Origin of the sequence: Neobacillus notoginsengisoli (assembly GCF_003515685.1) — a bacterium.
Classification (GTDB): Bacteria; Bacillota; Bacilli; order Bacillales; family Cytobacillaceae; genus Bacillus_D; species Bacillus_D notoginsengisoli.
Map to the genome: position 1 here is coordinate 192803 of NZ_QWEG01000009.1, position 20326 is coordinate 213128.

The 20326-nt window shown below is 43.3% G+C and carries 21 protein-coding genes; 13 read left to right on the forward strand and 8 right to left on the reverse strand.

Features of this window, described 5'->3' with window-relative positions; all coding sequences use genetic code 11:
- Nucleotides 1-607 precede the first annotated feature (607 nt).
- The 3 genes from D1B31_RS15220 (at nt 608) to D1B31_RS25200 (ending at nt 2100) form a co-directional block, all read left to right on the forward strand.
- On the forward strand, nt 608-1156 hold the full coding sequence (locus D1B31_RS15220; RefSeq protein ID WP_118921877.1) for an HD domain-containing protein: 549 nt from the start codon (nt 608-610) through the stop codon (nt 1154-1156).
- Nucleotides 1153-1620, forward strand: a complete 468-nt coding sequence (locus tag D1B31_RS15225) for a GNAT family N-acetyltransferase (RefSeq protein WP_118921879.1) — start codon at nt 1153-1155, stop codon at nt 1618-1620. The genes D1B31_RS15220 and D1B31_RS15225 overlap by 4 nt, the downstream gene beginning before the upstream one ends.
- Before the next feature lie 282 nt (nt 1621-1902).
- Entirely contained in the window at nt 1903-2100 is a 198-nt protein-coding gene (locus tag D1B31_RS25200; protein ID WP_420846112.1) for a DUF7010 family protein, read from the forward strand.
- Nucleotides 2101-2617: 517 nt separating this feature from the next.
- Here D1B31_RS25200 and D1B31_RS15235 read toward each other — a convergent pair.
- From D1B31_RS15235 to lepB, 3 genes are all read right to left on the reverse strand, one after another.
- Entirely contained in the window at nt 2618-3943 is a 1326-nt protein-coding gene (locus D1B31_RS15235; RefSeq protein ID WP_118921883.1) for an oligosaccharide flippase family protein, read from the reverse strand.
- 104 nt (nt 3944-4047) lie between these two features.
- Nucleotides 4048-4539: a hypothetical protein gene (locus tag D1B31_RS15240; RefSeq protein ID WP_118921885.1), complete on the reverse strand. Its 492-nt coding sequence runs from the start codon at nt 4537-4539 to the stop codon at nt 4048-4050.
- A 14-nt stretch (nt 4540-4553) separates the two neighbouring features.
- The gene (gene lepB, locus D1B31_RS15245) at nt 4554-5174 is read right to left on the reverse strand and encodes a signal peptidase I (protein ID WP_240035291.1); all 621 of its coding nucleotides are present in this window, start codon (nt 5172-5174) and stop codon (nt 4554-4556) included.
- Nucleotides 5175-5348: 174 nt separating this feature from the next.
- Between lepB and D1B31_RS15255 the strand changes: the two genes are divergently transcribed.
- The 4 genes from D1B31_RS15255 (at nt 5349) to D1B31_RS15270 (ending at nt 7795) form a co-directional block, all read left to right on the forward strand.
- On the forward strand, nt 5349-5822 hold the full coding sequence (locus D1B31_RS15255) for a redoxin domain-containing protein (protein ID WP_240035281.1): 474 nt from the start codon (nt 5349-5351) through the stop codon (nt 5820-5822).
- A gap of 224 nt (nt 5823-6046) precedes the next feature.
- Nucleotides 6047-6199 (forward strand): hypothetical protein, encoded by a 153-nt coding sequence (locus D1B31_RS24340; protein WP_158587566.1) that lies wholly within the window; start codon nt 6047-6049, stop codon nt 6197-6199.
- Between the two features lie 194 nt (nt 6200-6393).
- Nucleotides 6394-6951, forward strand: coding sequence for a DJ-1/PfpI family protein (locus tag D1B31_RS15260; RefSeq protein ID WP_118921894.1), 558 nt, complete (start codon nt 6394-6396; stop codon nt 6949-6951).
- A gap of 226 nt (nt 6952-7177) precedes the next feature.
- The gene (locus D1B31_RS15270) at nt 7178-7795 is read left to right on the forward strand and encodes a peroxiredoxin (protein WP_240035292.1); all 618 of its coding nucleotides are present in this window, start codon (nt 7178-7180) and stop codon (nt 7793-7795) included.
- 867 nt (nt 7796-8662) lie between these two features.
- Here the strand turns inward: D1B31_RS15270 and D1B31_RS15275 are convergent.
- The 4 genes from D1B31_RS15275 to D1B31_RS15290 form a co-directional block, all read right to left on the reverse strand.
- Nucleotides 8663-9061 carry a GNAT family N-acetyltransferase gene (locus D1B31_RS15275; protein ID WP_118921900.1) on the reverse strand — a complete coding sequence of 133 codons (399 nt, stop codon included), beginning with the start codon at nt 9059-9061 and terminating at the stop codon, nt 8663-8665.
- 318 nt (nt 9062-9379) lie between these two features.
- A complete protein-coding gene (locus tag D1B31_RS15280) occupies nt 9380-10096 on the reverse strand; it encodes a 3-ketoacyl-ACP reductase (RefSeq protein ID WP_118921902.1) in 717 nt (238 codons plus the stop codon).
- A gap of 248 nt (nt 10097-10344) precedes the next feature.
- Nucleotides 10345-10833, reverse strand: a complete 489-nt coding sequence (locus D1B31_RS15285) for a pyridoxamine 5'-phosphate oxidase family protein (RefSeq protein WP_118921904.1) — start codon at nt 10831-10833, stop codon at nt 10345-10347.
- Nucleotides 10834-10975: 142 nt separating this feature from the next.
- Complete coding sequence (locus D1B31_RS15290) at nt 10976-11428, reverse strand: hypothetical protein (protein ID WP_118921906.1); 453 nt, start codon at nt 11426-11428, stop codon at nt 10976-10978.
- Nucleotides 11429-11676: 248 nt separating this feature from the next.
- On the opposite strand from D1B31_RS15290, the gene D1B31_RS15295 reads away from it, so the two are divergent.
- From D1B31_RS15295 to D1B31_RS15310, 4 genes are all read left to right on the forward strand, one after another.
- Nucleotides 11677-13329, forward strand: a complete 1653-nt coding sequence (locus D1B31_RS15295; RefSeq protein ID WP_118922006.1) for an AMP-binding protein — start codon at nt 11677-11679, stop codon at nt 13327-13329.
- Between the two features lie 48 nt (nt 13330-13377).
- On the forward strand, nt 13378-13626 hold the full coding sequence (locus tag D1B31_RS15300) for a phosphatase (RefSeq protein ID WP_118921908.1): 249 nt from the start codon (nt 13378-13380) through the stop codon (nt 13624-13626).
- A 174-nt stretch (nt 13627-13800) separates the two neighbouring features.
- Complete coding sequence (locus tag D1B31_RS15305; RefSeq protein ID WP_158587568.1) at nt 13801-14343, forward strand: RNA polymerase sigma factor; 543 nt, start codon at nt 13801-13803, stop codon at nt 14341-14343.
- Nucleotides 14315-15802, forward strand: coding sequence for an NHL repeat-containing protein (locus D1B31_RS15310; RefSeq protein ID WP_118921912.1), 1488 nt, complete (start codon nt 14315-14317; stop codon nt 15800-15802). Before D1B31_RS15305 ends, D1B31_RS15310 begins: the two co-directional genes overlap by 29 nt.
- A gap of 202 nt (nt 15803-16004) precedes the next feature.
- Here D1B31_RS15310 and D1B31_RS15315 read toward each other — a convergent pair whose 3' ends face one another.
- The gene (locus tag D1B31_RS15315) at nt 16005-17771 is read right to left on the reverse strand and encodes a glycoside hydrolase family 3 protein (protein ID WP_118921914.1); all 1767 of its coding nucleotides are present in this window, start codon (nt 17769-17771) and stop codon (nt 16005-16007) included.
- Between the two features lie 300 nt (nt 17772-18071).
- On the opposite strand from D1B31_RS15315, the gene D1B31_RS15320 reads away from it, so the two are divergent.
- Both D1B31_RS15320 and D1B31_RS15325 read left to right on the forward strand, forming a co-directional pair.
- The gene (locus D1B31_RS15320; RefSeq protein WP_118921916.1) at nt 18072-19184 is read left to right on the forward strand and encodes an FtsZ/tubulin family protein; all 1113 of its coding nucleotides are present in this window, start codon (nt 18072-18074) and stop codon (nt 19182-19184) included.
- Nucleotides 19185-19591: 407 nt separating this feature from the next.
- A complete protein-coding gene (locus D1B31_RS15325) occupies nt 19592-20326 on the forward strand; it encodes a hypothetical protein (RefSeq protein WP_118921918.1) in 735 nt (244 codons plus the stop codon).

The following is a 20326-nucleotide window of genomic DNA, read 5'->3' on the forward strand; positions in this document are numbered from 1 at the left end:
AGCGCCCGAAGGACCGGCTTTTTGATGCCTTTCGGTCGCTAAGTGTTCGTTTATTAATCGTAGGGCCGGCTGCCAGTTGTTGTTCGATTACTAAGTCTTCGTTTATTAATCGAAGGACCGTTTGTCAGCAGCTGTTCGATTACTAAGTCATCGTTTATTAATCGAAGGCTTGTCTTCCAGCAGCTGTTCGGTTAATAAGTCTTCGTTTATTAATCGAAGGACCGTCTTCCAGCAGTTGTTCGATTAATAAGTCATCGTTTATTAATCGAAGGCTCGTTTTCCAGCAGCTGTTCGATTACTAAGTCATCGTTTATTAATCGAAGAACCGTCTGTCGGCAGCTGTTCGATTACTAAGTCATCGTTTATTAATCGGAAGACCGTTTGTCAGCATCTGTTCGATTACTTAGTCATCGTTTATTAATCGAAGGACCGGCTGTCAGGTGCTGTTCGGTTAATAAGTCTTCATTTATTAATCGAAGGCTCTTCTGCCAGTAACTGTTCGATTAATAAATCTTCTGCACTTATTTTTGTATAATAAAACAACTAGACATACACCAAACTCACGATTTTTTTTGCAAAAAAATAGATAATAAAGGTGGTTATTCAATTGGACCTGATCGAAAAAGCTTTAAGAATTGCCGGCGAGGCGCACGATGGGCAATTCAGGAAGTTGACCAAAATGCCGTACATCACGCATCCGGCAGCTGTTGGGATGATTCTTCAGAAGTACGGGTATGGCGAAGAACTGATTGCTGCAGGAATTTTGCACGATACGGTTGAAGACACGAATCTATCGCTCAATGATATCGAAAGGGAATTCGGTCCGATGATTGCTAAAATCGTCGCTGGCTGTTCAGAACCCGACAAGTCGCTGAGCTGGGAAGAACGGAAGGCGCATACAATTGAGTTCTTAAAAGATGCCCCAATCGAAATCCGGGCGGTCGCCTGCGCCGATAAGCTGCACAATATCAGGTCGATTCGCTACGATGTGGAGCAATCAGGTGAAGAAGTCTGGAAGCGATTTAAAAGGGGACGAAAAGAGCAGGAGTGGTATTACCGGAGGCTGGTACAGAGCTTGGGGCACGAATCTTCCTTTGAAATGCTTGAGGAATTCGGGAGGGAAGTTGTAAAGCTTTTCGGAGAGGAACTCCAATGAAAATAAAAATTGCCAGACTTGAAGATTACGAAGCATTAATGCCAATACATAAGGAGGTCCACGACTATCACCTAGATGCCAGACCTGATATTTATAAGCTGGCTGACACAACCTTTGATTGGAACTATTTCAAAAGCCTGGTTGAAAATAAGGATGCCAGGATTTTTTATATAAAGAACGAAGACGAAATCATCGCCTTTGCCATTTGCCGAAAGCAGTCAGCACCAGACCGGAAAACGGTTGTGCCAAGGGATTATGTTTATGTAGAAGATTTCGGCGTGAAAAAGGAATTCCGACGACAGGGCCTGGCAAAATTGCTCTTTGAAAAAGTCGTTAAATTTGCAAAAGAAACTGGCGCTTCGGGCATAGAGCTTGGCGTCTGGGAATTTAATGAACCAGCTATTCGATTCTATGAGTCGATGGGGATGCAAACGCAGGTGAGGAGAATGGAACTAAAGCTGTAATTAAGTAAGCCAAAACAAAAATTAGTCATGAACATATTTCAGAAAATTCTGTTTTAATTCTTGGGGGTATAAGTTATATTTAAATTGTAGCCAATAGGTAAAATTAACCACAAGCTACTTGAAGAGAAAATTTTTAACCAAGGAGGTAGTTATGGATCAGAGTATTGAACAAGCCAGAAATGAGATGATATCCGTTTCTAAGAAAGGTTATCCAATCCTTATTGCAGGTGCAATTGTACTTTTACAATTGGATTGTTGGGCGGGTCCCATTTTCTGGCGTATATGTGGATATACAAAAGCAAAGCTTATATATTTCTGACACTTAGCATGTGTTTGTCGTCGATGCTCCTTGGCAGTATTTTTCTTGATTCCGCTTTCTTCATCGTGCCAATGGCGATCTCATTGTCGTTCGTTGCTTCAATACTTAAGATTTTCCAGGAGCTGCGAACACCAATTGTCCCGGTGGACGCGAATGCGTAATAACATTGTCTGAGGCTGCTGATATGAGCCTGTGTTTTCATTTTTTGTAAGACGCTATCTTCCCACAGAAAGGATTTCGAGGGTAAGGATTTGAGGAATGAAAAGAGGGGATTATAATCAATACTGAGTTCAAACGCTTGTTCAACATTGGCTATGTTGTATTACTCGTTGCATTATTAATTTCTTATTTTACTCTACCAAACAAATTGATGTTCCCGGCAATATTAACTTTAACGATCCTGTTTGGGGTTTACCAGCTTATTATCTTTATGAAAACGCGCAAGAAGTAGGCATTCTAAAACATTGGAATCTAGCATTCCGATGTTTTTTTATTTATGCTGAGCTTTTATAAGGATGGCTGCCGTGAAAATTCATTTATTACTCTGAAAGGAGAGGGGAAGTGGGATAGTGAGACTGGTCTAGGTATTTGGCAAGACTGGGGCATTGGTTTGATAAAGTACGTAGTGTACCTCCTCTACTTAACTAGCCAACCCACAAAGTCCAGCTAACTACCCCGCTACAACTCCCCGCTCCTTGGCACGAACCACACCCGCACGCCAATCCGTTTGCAAACAGTGAAATAATGAAGCAATGCCTGCAAAACAGCGCCGAAATTCATGCCTAATATAACGCCATCCATGTGGAGCGACGGCATTGAACCGAGAACGAAGACCGCGCCGAATGCGAAGGCGTTCGCCCAGATGCTGTGGAGGAAAGCGTCCTTAATTAAGCCAACTCCAATCAAATAAGCCTGGAGCGGGATCATGAAAAAGTGAAACAGGAAAAATGGCCACAGCTGCTTCAGGTAGTGGGCTGCCACCGGGGAGGAAAAGAACATGGCTGAAAGCTCCTCGGCAAACAAATGCATGATGAAGACTGAAACAGTTCCATAAAGGAGCGTCAGCCACATCGACTGGTGCAAAAGATTGCTGAGCCGGTCCCGCTCCAGCCGGGCGTAGGCGTCCGACACATTCGGAATCAAGGCGACCATGAGCGAATGGGCAATGAAAGCAGGGAAGAAGCCGATTGACATCGCGACGCCCATCAGCATGCCGAAATGTTCGGTCGCGGTTACCGCAGTAAAGCCGGCACGAATCAACGTCATCTGAATCAGAAACGGCTGGACGGCATTCACAAATGCTTGGAAGATGCGAAGGCCGACCGTCGGCAAAGAAACAGACAATAGCTTTGCCCTTGCCTGTTTGCCCGACAGCTCATAATAGCGAACGGCTTTCAAGCCCTTCAGATGAACAACAAACATACTGAATAAATAGAGAAGGACAAGCAGCTCGCTAGCAACTAGAGCGCCAAGGGCAACCAGAAGCGAGATTTCAAGTGGATAATCGAACAAATTGAAAATAAAATACAGCAGCAGAAATTGGGCGCATTTGCGCAAAAGGTTCGACACCGCAATTTTGCTCATCTGCTGGATGCCCATGAAATAGCCTCTGGCCACAGCAGAAAAGGCCGCAATTGGGATGAGGGCGAATAAGAGCCAGTGGATATGTGCCGGGAACTTGCTGAAAGTGGAGGGGATGGATACGGCCGCCGCTGTCAGCAAGCTAAACAAAACGGTGGAAAGAACGCCAAGCTTCAACGCGTGTTTCAGCAAGCTTAAATGGGTCTCCTGTTTATGCTCGGCTATGTATTTTGATACAGAAATCGGCAGCTCCAGACTTGCTAAAATGAGAATCAGGAACAGGACAGGCATGACCGACATATACAGGCCCATGCCTTCCTCCTTCAGCTCACTCGCAAGCTTCATATTCACTAAAAACTCGACGCATTCACTTAAAAATGCCGCAGCAATTAAGATCAATGTCCCACGGATAAACTTATTCAAGATGCCACCCCCATAACACCATCCATATGAGACAGGCATGGAAATTATGAGATACTCCAGCTTAGCAGGGTAGGGAAATTAATCGACCAACGCATTCACGAAAATCACTCACCATACGTTTCGTTCCATTCTGCCGACCATTTTTGAAAGTCATTTCCTCGAAGCTCTTCAGCAGTTTTTCCATCGAGTGAATAACCCCATCCAACGAGGCCGTCTACTGCTGGATATGAGGTTCCGCCGATCACTTCACCATCATAGATGTATACATTTATCATGACTTTCGATTTATAAATCTTGCCAACAGGATGGTTTTTTACTATGAACCTTTCTTCGACGAGTTCTTTTCCAATAAACTCATCAGGTTTTACTGATTGCAATGTCCATATTGATTTATGTGGCAATTCAACAAGATCTTGTCTTTCAAACTTGTATATTCGGCTTCCTTTATATGACGTGACGGAATAACCTTGTTTTAAAAGGTGCTCTTTTGCCAATTTAGCGTTAGCATCGAGCTTGGTTCCAAGTACACACCCAGTAAGTAAAAAGAAAAATAGAAAAAACAGCGATATTTTAACAGAGGATACTGGCTTTTTCATCGATTGCACCCCCTTCAATACGACTTTACATACCCCAATACCTTTCCTTCGATGGCTGAAATGTTCACTGGGCCGAAATCCTTGCTGCTTGTTCCTCTGAACCAGTCATCACTCACAACGAAAAAGGATTCGTTAGGGATTTTAACAGGCGCCATGTCTTCCTTAAAATCTTTTTTGGTTATGTTCGAATGGTCAATTTTCTTGGCAAAATAAGTGTTCATGTCCATCCCTAGCCTGGATTTCTTTGCATAAAACGCTTCAAGCCTTTTGTTATCAATATATACCTGCCCATCAATGAATTCGACAGTCTCACCAGGGAGACCGACAACCCTGCCCAGGTAATAGTCCGGCATATGAAAGGAAATGCTTTCACCGGGATAAGCAAAATATACGATATCTCCGCGCTTAAACTCTTTCGTCCTTTCAATGACAGTTTTTCGTGAGCCATCAATCGAATGAAAATGGTGTTCACCCCGGTCCATATTATCAAAAGCATACTCAATGACGAAAGTATTACCTCCTCGTTCAACCAGTTCGACTGCTGGCTTCGTTTGTTCATCTCGAATTACTTTTTCCATTGTACATCCGGTTTGAAATGTAAGGATTAGAATCCAAATAGATAAACTAAGTGCCATTCTCAAAACGAAACACCCCCTCCCTGTATTTTACCAATTATAAGGTGGGAAGAGGCGCTGTATTTATAATTTTCTGTAAATTAAACAAGGCAAAACTATGAAAAAACAGCACGAAGGCTAATCCATTCGAAGATTGGGAAAACTGCCTAGAAAGAACCTAAAGGAGTGAGCAACGTGGAGGAATCGTTAAGACAGGGTGATCAAGCACCCAGCTTTTCACTTGAGGCAACAACGGCAGAAACAGTTTCTTTAGCGGAATACAAAGGTAAAAAGAACGTCGTCGTTGCTTTTTACGGCATGGATTTCACTCCTGGCTGAATTAAGGAAATCGCCTCTTGGAAAGAGGATTATAAGCGGTTCGGGGAACTGGATACGGAACTTCTCGCGATCAGTGCCGACCATATCCACTCGCACCGCGTTTTTGCAGCCAGCATGGGGACACTGCCGTATCCGCTCCTGTCCGATTGGCAGAAGCAGACAATCAAGGATTACAAAGTATTCAATGAAAAAGGCGGCGTCGCGAAACGCTCGGTCTTTGTCGTGAACAAGGAAGGGGACATTACCTACATCAATACCTCGTTTAAAGCGGAGGAAAAGGAAGATTATGAAGCCGTTTTTGATGAGCTTGAGAAGCTTAGCAAAAGTTAATGGAAGAAAAGGGCGGCGAAAATATCTGTGTATCACCGGCTATAAGCTAGCGATTTCTAAGCAGAATTTAACATCGTTTTGAGATTAAAATTGAAAGATACAAAAGTAAAAAAATTTAGGTCTACCACGGTCTTCTGTACTGTGGTATTTTCATTTTATGGAAGGCAAAAGTTTTGAAAAGCAATTATGTACCATAGACCATAGAGAGAAGGGTTGTAAACCACATGAGAAGAAGAAGACGGACAGTGGAAGAAATCCGGGCAAATCCGGATAAATTTTTTCGTGAACTTATGGAGCATCTTGATAAGATGCATCATGAAAATTCAGATAAGCCGAAGCCGCCGGAATTGAAACTGATCATCGGTGGGAAGAAGTAACAAATAGTAAGCCTCCCCACTATTTTTCTTACATACAACTTGCAGGTACAGCAACATGGCATACAAGTTTTTTTGAAATTAAATCTAGCAAAAGCAAAAAGGTATTTTCCCATTTTTGGCGAATAACGATAATGATGGACACCATTGAAAAAACACAATTTTGAACAACTAAAATATTTTATGGAGGTATGTTCATGAGCAAAAAAGTGTTAATTATTACTGGTGACGCAGTTGAGGCGCTGGAAGTTTTCTATCCTTATTATCGCTGTTTGGAAGAAGGATTTGATACAACGATTGCTTCACCCTCTGTCAAAAAGCTTTATACCGTAAGTCATGATTTTATAGAAGGAACCGAAACATATGTGGAAAAGCCAGCGTACGGTTTGGATTCCCATGTGGCTTTTGCGGATGTGAATCCTTCTGAATACGATGGCTTAATTATCCCTGGAGGCAGAGCTCCAGAGTACATCCGGCTGGATGAATCAGTTCCGGCGATTGTCCGCCATTTTTTTGAAGAGAATAAACCTGTTGGGGCGATCTGCCATGCGGCGCAGGTACTATCCGTTGTACCGGATCTGATGAAAGGCAAAGAATATACAGCCTATATTGCCTGCAAGCCAGATGTTATTGCCTGTGGCGCCACATATATAGATGAGCACCTGCACGTACATGAGAATCTTGTTTCCGGACATGCGTGGCCTGATCTGCCGGGATTCATGCGGGAGTTCATTCGTTTGCTAAATAACAGATAATTCTTTTTCGCGACAAGTAGTTCATGGCTAATGAATCGCAGCCAGACAAGATATTCCATCATGGATATCCTGTCTGGCTATTTATCTTTTTGGTTTTGGTTTTATGGAGTTCGGCTTTATGCCAATGATTTCCTATAAGATTCACTGGTACAGTTTTTTTCGTCTTTTCATACAATATCGATGACAAAGTCCCAAAATGATCCTTGAAGATCGAAGAGGTGGAACGATGGCACATGAAAAGGAATTACTCGGAAATCATCCTTTTGAACAACCCTTTTGCGCGCAGACAAACGAGTTGGCGCCTTTGTTTACAGCCGAAGCGTATGACAATACAGAGAAGACCATAAAGGAAATTCGTCTTGAAGACTATCGGGGCCGCTGGGTGGTGCTGTTTTTCTATTCGAGTAACTTCACCTTTGTCTGACCGACTGAATTGGCAGCGGTCGCTGCTGTTCATGAGCATTTCAAAGCATTGAATACCCAAGTCCTGGCAATCAGCACGGACAGTGTGTATGCCCATAAAGTATTTACCGAGACTTCCCCTTCGGCCGCCAAGGTCCAATACCCGCTCCTAAGTGACCGGACCCATGCAATCTGCAGGGCCTACCGCGGACTGAACGAAAAAGTGGGGGCCGCTTTCCGGGTAACAGTTATCATTGATCAAGAAGGGAAAATCTGTGCAAAATTTGTCAACCCGCCAGAAGTCGGCCGGAATGTATACGAAATCCTCCGGGTCATTCAAGGTATCCAATACGGCCGGAAGACAGGCGAGGGGGTCCCGGCTAACTGGGTGCCAGGCACACCAGGAATCAAACGGGATGTGAATATGATTGGGAAGTATTAATGGAAAAGGCCTAAAACAAAGAACAGTGAGGATTCGGACTCTTGCCGAGCTTTTCGAGCCCTAAGAGTCCTACTCATACCCGTATTCGGACTCATACCTAGCTTTTGATGTTCCGAAAGTCCTACTCATACCCGTATTCGGACTCTTGCCGAGCTTTTGAGGCTCCGAGAGTCCGAATCATGCCCGTATTCGGACTCATACCGGGCTTTTGAGGTTCCGAGAGTCCGAATCATTCCCGTATTCGGACTCTTGCCTAGCTTTTGAGGCTCCGAGAGTCCGAATCATGCCCGTATTCGGACTCATACCGAGCATTTGATGTTCCGAGAGTCCGAATCATACCCATATTCGGACTCTTACCGAGTTTTTGAGGTTCGGAGAGTCCGAATCATGCCCGTATTCGGACTCATACCGGGCTTTTGAGGTTCCGAGAGTCCGAATCATTCCCGTATTCGGACTCATACCGAGCATTTGATGTTCCGAGAGTCCGAATCATACCCATATTCGGACTCTTACCGAGTTTTTGAGGTTCGGAGAGTCTGAATCATCCCGGTATTCGGACTCTTGCTAAGCTTTTGAGGCTTCGAGAGTCCGAATCTTCCCAGGATTTAGGATAGGTCTCCAAGATAAGGCCGTCCAGAATCCACAATCTCTCCTGCGTTCGATCAAAAAGTTCCTCCAGAGAAAAAAAGCGGAAGCGCAAGAGGTTAATCCTGAAAATGGCAAAATAGGTGCAAGACACACAGGGAATCAAACGGAATCCGAATATAATTGGGAAGTATTAAGGGGAAACCCGGAAACAAAGAAGTAGTCCAAATTCACAGAGGAATTTGGACTACTTTGTGTTTTTGAAAAAGGATTTAACTATTGTTACATTCCCGACTGCCTATCATAGTTCCTGAACAACATGCCATTTGATTTGAACATCCCGAACTTTTCATAATAGGGGACAAGATTGTCATCACAGCACAAGTCGATCATATAAATGCCACGCAGTTGTTCGAGCATTTTGTTGACGAGCTCATTGCCGATCCCTTTGCTCTGGTATTCCGGCAGCACCTCAAGGAAAGGAATGTAGGCGGAAAGGACGCCGTCGCTAATCGCCGTAATAAAACCGACTACCTTTACATCATCCATCGCGAGCACGATATGGCTGCTATTTTGCAAAAGCTTCAAGTGGGTCTCAAGGCTCGGCGGATTCGGCCAGCCAACGAAAAAGCCGCTCAGCATTTCAGCAGTAATGCCATCAAGTGTATGTGAATATTTCATACTATCAACTCCTGTTTTTTTCAAATAGTGTGCGGGAAGTTGATAAAAAATCAATTGTAAAGTAACAAAGCGGAAGCCTCCAGACTTAGTGGACTCATTAACCTATTCGCCATTCATAGCAAAAAACCTTTTAACTATTTGGAAGAATGGATAGCCTTGGTGATTGGAATTTAGTCAGAAGGTATATAGAAGCTGACATCCCGAATGGCGCTTCATGTCTTAGAAGGAGGGTAGTACTCCTTTTATTGCTTTTAATCTAAAAAAGAAGACGCTATCCAAAATACATCGGATAGCGCCTTGATATTTAGAATGGTTCGATTAAGGGTTTGTTGACCAAAGTCCAGCATGTTTTAATACAACACGTGGATGAAGTTTTAACTGTGCAACCATTAAGTCTGCTAAATCTTCTGGTTGCATTACTTTTTCTGGATTGCCGTCTGTTAAGTTAAGCTCAACAGCCATATCTGTTGCAACCGTACTTGGCGTTAGTGTAGTCACACGGATATTTTTCTTGCGCACTTCAAGCATTAATGACTCACTGAGTCCGATGACTGCAGCTTTTGAAGCCGAGTAGGCACTTGTAATGGGCGCACCTTTTTGACCGGCTGTTGATGAGATATTAATGATGTCGCCTAAGTTGCGCTCGATCATTTCTGGTAATACTGCGCGTGTTGTGTAGTAAACACCTTTTACGTTGACATCAATAATATTAGTCCATTCTTCAGGTGTTAAGTCCATGAAGCTACCGAATTTTGAAATACCTGCATTGTTTACTAGAATATCGATTGCACCAAGCTCGCCACGAATGGTTTCAACCGCTGTAGTAATAGAGTCTAACTCCGCTACATTTGCAGAAGCGTATGCTACCTTTACATCATACTGCTTCAGTTCTTCTGCTACCTGTTGTAAATTTTCAAGTGTACGTCCAACAAGACCTACGTGAATCCCTTCTTTAGCAAAAGCTTTTGCTGTTGCGCGGCCAATCCCACGCCCTGCTCCTGTAATTAATGCTACTTTTCCTGCAATTGTTTGCATGTTTTTCCGCTCCTTTAAAGATTTAAAGTTATTTTAGACGAAATAATTTGTTTTAAATTAAAACATTTTAGGTAAGGTGAGTTTGTTAAAATTATCTGGTGTTATAATAAATAACGCGGTTTTCCTCATAAATGTTTATCGCCTAAGATAGATATTGCTTTGTCTTCTAGACTAACTTCATTTTACTTAACAAGATTGGTTTGTAAAGAAAATGGATTGTCCTATAACCAGACAATCCATTTCTACTGTTAATTATCCAATTCAACCGTTTCATTAATATCTGCCGATTCTGCATTTTGCCCTGTCATACGTTTATACATAAACGCTATTTTCTTTGCAAAATTTCCGGTTTCCCAATATTCCGCTGCTTCCGCTTTAACCTTTATTAACACCACATCAGGATCATCATAAGAGGTTTGCATAATCTTCTCATATGCTTTGCTCCACAATTCCTTTTTCTTGTTTAAATCCTCGACGATTTCGGCTTTTCCGCGGACGGAAACATAGGATTTACCCGCATAAGCCACATTCACATCTTGATCATTTAGAATTTCTTCATATTTATTAGTCTCTTTTTTCGTGAAAAACCATAAGTCGCCATCAAACTCGACTTCTTGTGTTTTCATCGGACGTGAAACAAGTCCTTCTTCTGTTGCCGTTGTCAGCATGGCCGTGTCCACGTCTTTGATTAATTCTCTTAATGTTTCCAGTTCTTCTTTTTTCAGCATATTAGACATTCAAAACACCTCATCAATCGTAATAAAGGTATATTACCCTTTATAAATACGTTTATTCTGGTAAGGCCGTTGCTGAACAATCGAAAGAAAAACATAATATCCGTTAATGGCTTCATGAAAGAAGACCTACGAGTGGTTTTGGTCATTTTTGCTCAAAAATTTCATCAATTAATCTTATTAATGAGTCCTTTTTCGAGCTCAAAACTTTATACTTTTTCTCGCTGGTCCCGGTATCCACGACAACATACCCTTGATCGTTGATAACAACAGAATAGTTATTCGAATCAAGAACGAAGAGAGTATCATACGCGTTTGTTTGGCTCTGTATGTTCATCTTGCCGAAAGCTCTTCGATATTTAGCCATTCCAATCAAACCGATAAATGTCTCCGCTTTATCACCTGTTAATTCGAGATCAATAAACTCCTGCTCTTTCTCACCTTCAAATTTCACCACTAAGGTTACTTTCTCTACACGGTACAGTTTAGGGAAAACTTTTTCTGCATCTAACGGACGAAAATAATACAAAGTTCCAGCAATGAACAGGAATATAAGGGAAAGGATGATGAATCGGTTTTGATTAGTTCTATTGTTCACGCCTCAACAACTCCTTTTTTCCACTTCAATCTTCTTATTTCTTTATTTTACCAACCGATATAAATGCTGTATATAAAATCCAAATGAACCTTTTGCAAAATAACAACCTACTAGAAAAAGATATTCATCATTCCGGGTTAGAAGATGAAAAATCTGAATGTTCGGATTATAATAAAGCTAGTTTAAATTTGAAAAATGAAAACCAACGGACGAGGCTTTTACAAAACGATTCCATGGAGGCGGAAGAAATGGCAGACACTATGAACATTTCAATCGGCAAACTACTTGAAGAAACTGCAGCAAGGCAGCCTAACCACGATGCAGTTGTTTATCCTGACAGGGGGTTGCGCTATACATACAGGGAATTCGAAGCGCTCTGCCGGGATGTGGCGAAGGGATTGATGAAGCTAGGCATAGAAATGGGGGAGCACGTGGCCATCTGGGCGACGAACCGGCCAGAATGGGTAACAGCGCAGTTCGCTACTGGCAAAATGGGCGCCGTCCTCGTTACCGTTAACACGAGCTACCGAACCGCGGAGCTCGAATATTTGCTGAAGCAGTCCGACTCGACAACGTTGATCCTCATGGAGAACTTCCGTGATGCTTCGTATATCGACATGCTTTACGAAATCGCTCCGGAACTCAAAAACTGTGAACCTGGCAAGCTGAAATCGAAGAACTTGCCTTACTTAAAGAATGTCATCGTCCTCGGCGAAAACCGCTATCCGGGCATGCTTCACTGGGACGATATCCTCGCGCTGAAAGATGAAGTGACAGATGAAGAACTCGACCGCCGGATGAATGCCCTCGACCCGGAGGATCCAATCAACATGCAGTATACATCGGGCACGACCGGATTTCCGAAGGGCGTTATGCTCACCCATAATAACCTCGTAAACAACGCGGTCAACATTGCGGAATGCATGAAGCTGACAGACGCTGACCGGCTCTGCATCCCTGTGCCTTTCTTCCATTGCTTCGGTTGCGTTATTGGGACGCTTGCCTGCGTCTCCGTCGGGGCGACGATGGTTCCCGTCCAGGAATTTGACCCGAAAAAGGTGCTTGAAGCAGTCGAAAAGGAACGCTGCACGGCGCTGCATGGCGTCCCGACGATGTTCATCGCCGAACTAAACCATCCCGATTTTGCAAAATATGACCTATCGAGCCTTCGGACAGGTGTCATGGCCGGTTCAAATTGCCCGATTGAAGTGATGAAAGCCGTCATCGAAAAAATGAGCGCTTCTGAAATAACAATTTGCTACGGCCAGACCGAAGCATCCCCAGTCATCACCCAGACACGGACCGATGACCCAATCAAGCTGCGCGTCTCCTCCGTCGGCAAAGCGCTCCCGAACGTCGAGGTGAAAATCGTCGACCCGGTCACAAATGAGGAAGTGCCAAGAGGCGAGCAGGGCGAGCTGTGCACCCGAGGCTATCATGTCATGAAAGGCTATTACAAAAACCCTGAAGCCACCGCTGAGGCAATCGACAAGGACGGCTGGCTGCACACAGGCGACCTCGCCGTCATGGACGAAAATGGCTATTGCAAAATCACCGGACGCCTCAAGGATATGATCATCCGCGGCGGCGAAAACATCTACCCACGGGAAATCGAGGAATTCCTCTACCAGTACCCGGCCGTCCTCGATGTCCAAATTGTCGGCATTCCCGACGAAAAATTCGGCGAAGAAGTCATGGCCTGGATCCAGCTAAAAGAAGGCCAAACCGCCACAGCAGAAGAAATAAAAGAGTTTTGCCAAGGGAAAATAGCGCGCTTTAAGATTCCAAGATATATAGAATTCTGCGAAACCTTCCCGACGACCGCTTCAGGGAAGATCCAGAAATATAAACTTAGGAAAATGGCTGAGGAGGTTGTTGTTTCAAAAAGTCCGTTGAACTAGAACAATATGTATATCTTGCTCAACAAGCATTATAGTTAATAGGGGGCAGTGAGCATTAAAAAGATAAATATTGGTTTGATTCTCATATTGGTAAGTTCAATTATCTACGGTTATGCATTGATTTCGGCGTCGGTCTATTCTCACTTGTTAATAGGGAATCAAGATTTAGGCTGGGATAGAAGGTACGGAGTTTTTGGAACTGCTTTAAAAGAGGCAGGAACCATTCCAATCATACTTTCAATCCTTTTAGGTTTAATGGGTCTAATGATTGGCGTTAAATCAATAAAAACGAAGTAGGAATTTAATCTGTTCTTATTTTCAAAAATAGATAAGAAGATTCTCACGATAAATAAAGCTGCCAATGCGCAGCTTTTTTGCATGCAGACAAAGCATATTTCTTTTAACAATTTTTCACTATAATTGAAACAAATAACGATTTGATTCGACTTGTTTGTTAAAGGGGGGGAGCTGGTGGGGGAGCAATTGGATATTGAGACCTTGTTTAAGGACTATCATCGGGATATTTACCAGTTCTGTTTGTATTTTACGCATTCTGTTCAGGACGCCGAGGATATAACACAGGAAACGTTCATGAAAGCGATGAAAAATATACGTTCTCTATCGAATCCGGACCGGGGGAAATACTGGCTTTTGGCGATTGCGAGAAATACATCCATCGACCATTTGCGGAAAAGAAAAATGAAGGAATTTCTGCCTGACTTTTTTGACAAAATCATCTCAGGCGACCGGTCACTGGACGACCATATCCTTCGCAAGGAAGAGTGGGAAGAAGTGCACCATGCCTTATTAAAAATGAAGCCTCATTATCGGGCGATTATGATTTTACGGGGGCTCCAGGAACTGACGGTAAGCGAAACCGCGGAAATACTGGGAATAACAGAATTGAAGGTACGGGTCGACTTCCATCGGGCCGTCAAGAATTTGAAAAAAGAAATGCAGGACGTGGAGAGGAAGGTGACAAGGGATGAATACAAACGACGAATTGACTCATGAGGTTCAACAATTGCTAAGGCCTATTAAGAAACACCCTTCGCTGGAACCCCGGCAGCAATTTGTAGTTGAATTGCAGCATAAAATCAGGGAGGCCCAAACTTCCAACAAAAAGCGGTTCAACCTAATGCCACTGGCAGCTGTTTTTGTCGCCACTTTGCTTTTCACCGTCGTTGTCCTTTCCAATAAAGATGTTTTTAATTTGGAACTCGCGGGGGAAGCGGATAAACCGTTTGCTATCGCTGAGGAATCCAAATTAACCTTGCTCCGGACGATTGAGTACGGGGAGGGAGAAGGCAAGGCTGGCTTGACGTTTTTGGGCGAGGGAGAAACATTCCCCGTCACGGTAACCAGCTTTGATGTGAAAGACGGTACCTTCTATATACTGGATGAAGCGAAGAGGCAAGTCCTCATTGTCGGGAAGGATGGCAAGATAAGATCCTTTCCTATTAAGGGAAACAGCGAAATGGGAGGCACCCTCATGGATATCCTTGTCACCCCGGATAAACAAATTTATATCCTGGACTCCTGGGTTTCGCGCGTTGTCTATCAATATACTGAAAAGGGGAAGCTCGTTAAAACCCACAAATTAAAGGAGGAGCTGTTCCATCCGGATGAGCTCGTTTTTGTAAAAAATATTGGTGTGTTGGCAAGCGAGGTCCAGGAGCGATTCTTAAATATTGAAACCGGCAAAATGGAGGAGGTAAAATCACTTCCGTATCACATGAAACGGGCCAATCCAAAAGAAGCGGTCATCACGATGAATAACGAAGAGAAGCAAACGAATCTGACAATTCCATATGAAGAAGGGGTCGGCCAAAGTGCAATTGAAGCCATTACGGAGGAGGAAGTCATCTTTACGAAAACGGAATTGCCGGCGGTTTATGCTTCTTTGACTGAAACTCATGTTCTAGCATATAACAAACAGGGCGAAACACTTGGGGGCATCAGGGTACCGATTGAAAAACTAATGGAAGAAACACAAATGATCAAGTCAAAAATCAAGGTGGATAAAAATAAAATCTATTACCTCTCCCCGGAAAAGGAGCATATCGCCATCTATGAATTAACTCTCGGAAAAAGGTACGATAGCTTTATTCAAAAACAAGTCGAAGAGGTAAAAATAGGTTTCGATTACAAAACATTTGGCCGCCCTTTCCCTGAACTGGAGAAGGAGCTGAAAAAACTTTTCACAAGCGGCACGATTTTTTCCCAATACGGCGATGAAAACAGTGTAAATGGCGCCGCAATCGACGATTCGGGAACAGTTGTTATTGATTTGAAGGAATTTCACGCCGGCAGCCCATCCAGCCATCAAGCCGGCCAAATCGGCAAAGCACTTAATGAAGCCATCTTTGAAAAATTCCCCGAAGTTCAAAAAGTCTATTTGCAATTCGACGGAAGCTTCAGCGCCTGGTGCATCTGGATGGAAACGACGGAGGAGCCGTGGGAGCGGCATTAATCTTGGCCCTTTGGGCCGATACCCATCTGAATTAAAAAGGATTAAATCACTGTGAAAGGGCCATTACACTAGTAATTCTAAAAAGAGGAAGAACGAAAAACCGAAGATTGACGGAGAATATAAAAATATTAAGCCTAATTTCAGAGCGAAATTAGGCTTAATACTCAAAAGATTTCCGGTTCCTCCGTAAATCAATCCCCAGTTAGTACGTTAACCCATCGCCAAAGTTATAATAACCTTCAATGTTAACAGGAAGTTTACCTCCTGGCTGGGCTCCAAAGATCACATCGACTGCGGCATTCCAGGATGTCGGAACAGGGGAGCCCCAACGTTCGATTGCGTATGATGCCAAATAAGCATCAACTTCAGGGAAATTCTTGATATCATATGGCAACCCCAGTGAAAGTACAACGACAGGTTTTCCGGTCGCCTTTAATGCTTTGACAAGCTTTGTCTGACCGGAAGCGAGTTCGCCTGGCGAGAACGTCGCCACAATGACCCTCTCTGCTTGAGAAGCCAATTGCACAGCATTTGCAATCTCCGCATCGGATGGATTGGTAGCGGTAATCGCACTCACTACTGCTCCTGAAGATTTGGTCCTAACAGCCTGGATGACGCCATTCATTTGACTGGTGGAATTGTAAATTCTCGGCCCGACCACCACGGTGGTTTTGTTAGCAGATGCGTCAAATGGTAGCACCCCATCATTTTTCAAAACTGTAATCGACTTTCTTGCAACTTCTGCAGCGGCCTCCTTAAAGGCCGGTGTATTAACGACTTTTGTTGCTGTTTCAGGATCATCGTAGCGGTCGTTGAACAAATCATATTTATACTTTGCCATTAGGATCCGTTCCAGTGATTCGTTCACTCGTTTTTTCGTTAACTCACCGGATTTCAACGCAGCATATAAGGCATCATAGGTTTCAAGCTGCTGTGCGTAAGTCCCGGTTGCCATGACGATATCGGCTCCGGCATTGATAGCCATAACGCCAGCCTCGCCGGCGCCCCATTCCTTATCAATGGCATCCATGCTCATCGCATCTGTCACGATAATACCCTTGAAGCCCATTTCTTCACGCAAAAGTCCCGTCAGTACTTTTTTGGAAAGAGTCGCAGGGAGCTCGGGGTCAATCGCTTCTATAATAACGTGAGCAGTCATAATCGAATCAACGCCCGCATCAATTGCAGCCTTAAAAGGCGGCAAATGTACTTCCTCAAGCGTTTTACGATCATAAGTGACAGCTGCGAGACCATAATGAGAATCAACACTTGTGTCACCATGGCCGGGAAAATGCTTCGCTGTCGCAACTACGCCATTTTCCTGATAGCCCTTAACCTGGGCAACAGTCATTTGGGATACAAGATCCGTTCTTTCGCCAAAAGACCTGACGCCGATGACAGGGTTGGCTGGATTTGTATTTACATCGGCAACTGGCGAGTAGTTCCAGTTGAATCCTGTGGCTTTTGACTCAATGGCTGTAATCTTCGCAACTTCTTTAGCAGCCTTTAAATCCCTCGTGGCTCCAATCCCCATTTGGCGCGGAAAGGCAGTCCCATCAGTGACATGCTGAACAGAACCATATTCCAGGTCAGCCGAAATGAATAATGGGATATGTAAGCGTGTCTCAGAAGCCCATTCCTGCAGCTGGTTGTTATATTCGGCTGTTTTTTTGGCGTCCCTGTTCCCATAAACAATGACCGAGCCAACATTGTATTCCTTTATTAATTTTTCACTGCGTTCATCTGGCATTCGGTTTGAGTTATCGTGGGTGGAAGGCATCACAAGCTGTCCGATTTTTTCTTTATCCGACATATTGGCAATGATCCGTTGAACCATGCCTTTCCTTGCTTTTTCTGTAGGCGGGTCTGGGTAGTTGAAGTCATTCGGAGATTTGGCTGTTGCCGCGAGCGGCATTACAAGAGTCGAAGCTAAAACAAAAGTGCTAATAAGGGTACTTAGTTTCTTCAATTGTTTTCCTCCTCTTGATTAATGTTTATTAAAATCCTCCGTGAACCCTCCTTTCCGGCAAAATGTAAGGGCTTACAAATGAGTGTAGTCGATAAGTGGGCGAGATTAAATCAATAACCCTGAAAATAGGATAAAATGAGAAAATAGTCTGGTATATTTAGGGTCCCTAAATACATTTCTAGAGTAAAAGTAACAACCATAAAGGCCTATAGAATATGGGAATCCAATGCACCTTTCCAGAAGATTAGTCTAAAATCTGAACTATTGAGTAATATCTTATTAGAAAAGGAGGGGGATTTGGTGAAACCAATTGGAATCTTGGGCGTGGGTCAGGCAGGTGGCAATATTGCGGAGGCAGCATCGGCCTTGGGCTTTCCAACCGCCCTTATCAACACGAACCAACGTGATGGACTCGTCAATACGAGGGTTGAAAACAAGTATTTTGTTCCGGGGTACAACGGGGCCGGACAGGATCGATCGATCGGTGTCCGGGCAGTAAACGAAAACCACAGGGAGATAGTGGAATTTGTTAAAAAGTCGTTCAAAAAAGTAAAGTTCCTATTAGTGGCATTCTCCACAGATGGTGGGACCGGCTCGGGAATGAGCCCGCTCCTGATTGAAATCCTGCTGAACCAGCTGCCAGGGCTGAAGGTAGGAGCGATTGCTGTCGTGCCTGAACGGAATGTCCTGGCAGGCAACAGGATTAATGCATCTGAATGCCTTGAGGAATTGTCCAAAATTGATGAGATTTCATCCACCTTCCTGGTTGACAACGACCAGTTGCGCCGGACAAATCCCCAATCCAGTAAGCAGCAAATTTATCTGGCTTCTAACCACAAGGTGATCGAAGCAATCAATCATGTCCTACAAATAACCCGGAAAAGCTCTCTTTACGGGAATTTTGATGAGACAGACCTCATGAATATCCTGTGCACACGAGGTGTAACCGTCATCTCAACCAGTACAGTGACAGAGGCCAAAACGACTTCTGAAGTATCCCTCAAAATCCAGCAATCATGGGCAAACTCGATTTTCTGCCCGGTTGAATCGCCTGGTGTCATCCGTGCCGGATTGATTTATGAAGGCCCTGAGAATGTTTCGAAACTGATTAACATCCCATCGATTTTCGAGAGGGTCGGGGAACCCCTCGAACTGTACGAAGGAACCTATATCTCCGAAACAGACCCATCCATCACCACCATTCTTGCTGGACTAAGCTTCCCGACGCGTCGGCTTCAAGTGATGGAAGATATGTTGAACAAAAACAGGGACCGGCTCCATGAGCTTGTCCAAAAGGAATACACACAGAAGTATGAGTCCAAAATCAGCTGGGCATCCAATTTAAAAGCCAGAAACAACTACAGGCCAACACGGACAGTAAGCCAAAAACCGACAAAATCAAATAAAAGTTAAATTATACACTGGGGCTTCCCAGTGTCTTTTTTTTTGAAAGGCCATTTTTGTAAGTATTGTTCCTAATTACATATGAAGGTTTGAACGCAGTAGAAGTTTCAAATAAGCCGTGTGGTTAGTGGCTGGTTATATTTGGAGAAAAAATTGAAACTTTTATTGAATGAGATGCGTAGATATATAAAAATAACACTATTGCGAAAATTTCAATATCTAATTTGACTACTCATTGCAGGGGTAATTTTGGCGTAGAAAGATCCCCATTCAAGATATTTTAAAATCTCAGATCAATAAGATAAATGAATTGAGATTTTTTAACCAACAAAACTTTCTATTTTTTTACACAAAAGGAAGAATTAATATTATTATATAATTATAAATAGTGAAAAAACAGTGAGGGGGAGTGAACGATGTCGAAACTATTGAAATTGATTGGGCTACTATTCGGGGTTACCCTCGCTAATGTGATTCTGCTTTCTCCTGGTTTGCTTGGTGTGAGAATTGTCGGCGGAAGTGCTCTTGAAGCATCGTTTGGATTGACGGTGCTGTTCGTCAGTCTTGTGGTTATTCTTTACGGGATCTATGGTGAGCTTTTCAAAAAAATTCCCACAGTACAGTTAAAAGAGCTAAAAACAAATGAGGATTATGTAAAAGCCCTTCAAAATTATCAGGATATCAAAGTATTAAGGGAAGATATTGTGTTCGCTTTAGGGCAGGAGCTTCGATTGAAAAAGAAAAAAGGCGGATTGACGACCCTTTTGAATGAGCGATTCGACAAAACCGAACTAAGTTATCAAAAGTTCGCCAGTGTTGTTACGGAAGTCGAGAAGCTTTTTTATATGAACATACGAAACATCCTCAACAAAGTCAGTACGTTCGATGAAACAGAGTACGAGAGTGTGATTGGAAAAAAGACGAGTCGCTTCTCTAAAGAAATTCTTCGGGAAAAGCAGGAGCTTTTTAATGAATATCTGTCTTTTGTTAAAAACGCACTGAATATTAACGAGGAAATTCTCTTGTATATCGATAAACTCGTTTTGGAAATTTCAAGGCTCAATAACATTGATATCAATGATATTGACAATATGGCCGCAATGCAGGAAATGGATGCATTAATCAAGCAAACAAAACTCTATAAAAACTAA

Bases quoted from the DNA above. Each gene is read 5' to 3' on its own strand.
- D1B31_RS15260 (WP_118921894.1), top strand. From the start codon at position 6,394: ATGAGCAAAAAAGTGTTAATTATTACTGGTGACGCAGTTGAGGCGCTG.
- D1B31_RS24340 (WP_158587566.1), top strand. From the start codon at position 6,047: ATGAGAAGAAGAAGACGGACAGTGGAAGAAATCCGGGCAAATCCGGAT.
- D1B31_RS15295 (WP_118922006.1), top strand. From the start codon at position 11,677: ATGGCAGACACTATGAACATTTCAATCGGCAAACTACTTGAAGAAACT.
- D1B31_RS15310 (WP_118921912.1), top strand. From the start codon at position 14,315: ATGAATACAAACGACGAATTGACTCATGAGGTTCAACAATTGCTAAGG.
- D1B31_RS25200 (WP_420846112.1), top strand. From the start codon at position 1,903: ATGTGGATATACAAAAGCAAAGCTTATATATTTCTGACACTTAGCATG.
- D1B31_RS15285 (WP_118921904.1), bottom strand. From the start codon at position 10,833: ATGTCTAATATGCTGAAAAAAGAAGAACTGGAAACATTAAGAGAATTA.
- D1B31_RS15280 (WP_118921902.1), bottom strand. From the start codon at position 10,096: ATGCAAACAATTGCAGGAAAAGTAGCATTAATTACAGGAGCAGGGCGT.
- lepB (WP_240035291.1), bottom strand. From the start codon at position 5,174: ATGGCACTTAGTTTATCTATTTGGATTCTAATCCTTACATTTCAAACC.
- D1B31_RS15240 (WP_118921885.1), bottom strand. From the start codon at position 4,539: ATGAAAAAGCCAGTATCCTCTGTTAAAATATCGCTGTTTTTTCTATTT.
- D1B31_RS15275 (WP_118921900.1), bottom strand. From the start codon at position 9,061: ATGAAATATTCACATACACTTGATGGCATTACTGCTGAAATGCTGAGC.
- D1B31_RS15325 (WP_118921918.1), top strand. From the start codon at position 19,592: ATGTCGAAACTATTGAAATTGATTGGGCTACTATTCGGGGTTACCCTC.
- D1B31_RS15225 (WP_118921879.1), top strand. From the start codon at position 1,153: ATGAAAATAAAAATTGCCAGACTTGAAGATTACGAAGCATTAATGCCA.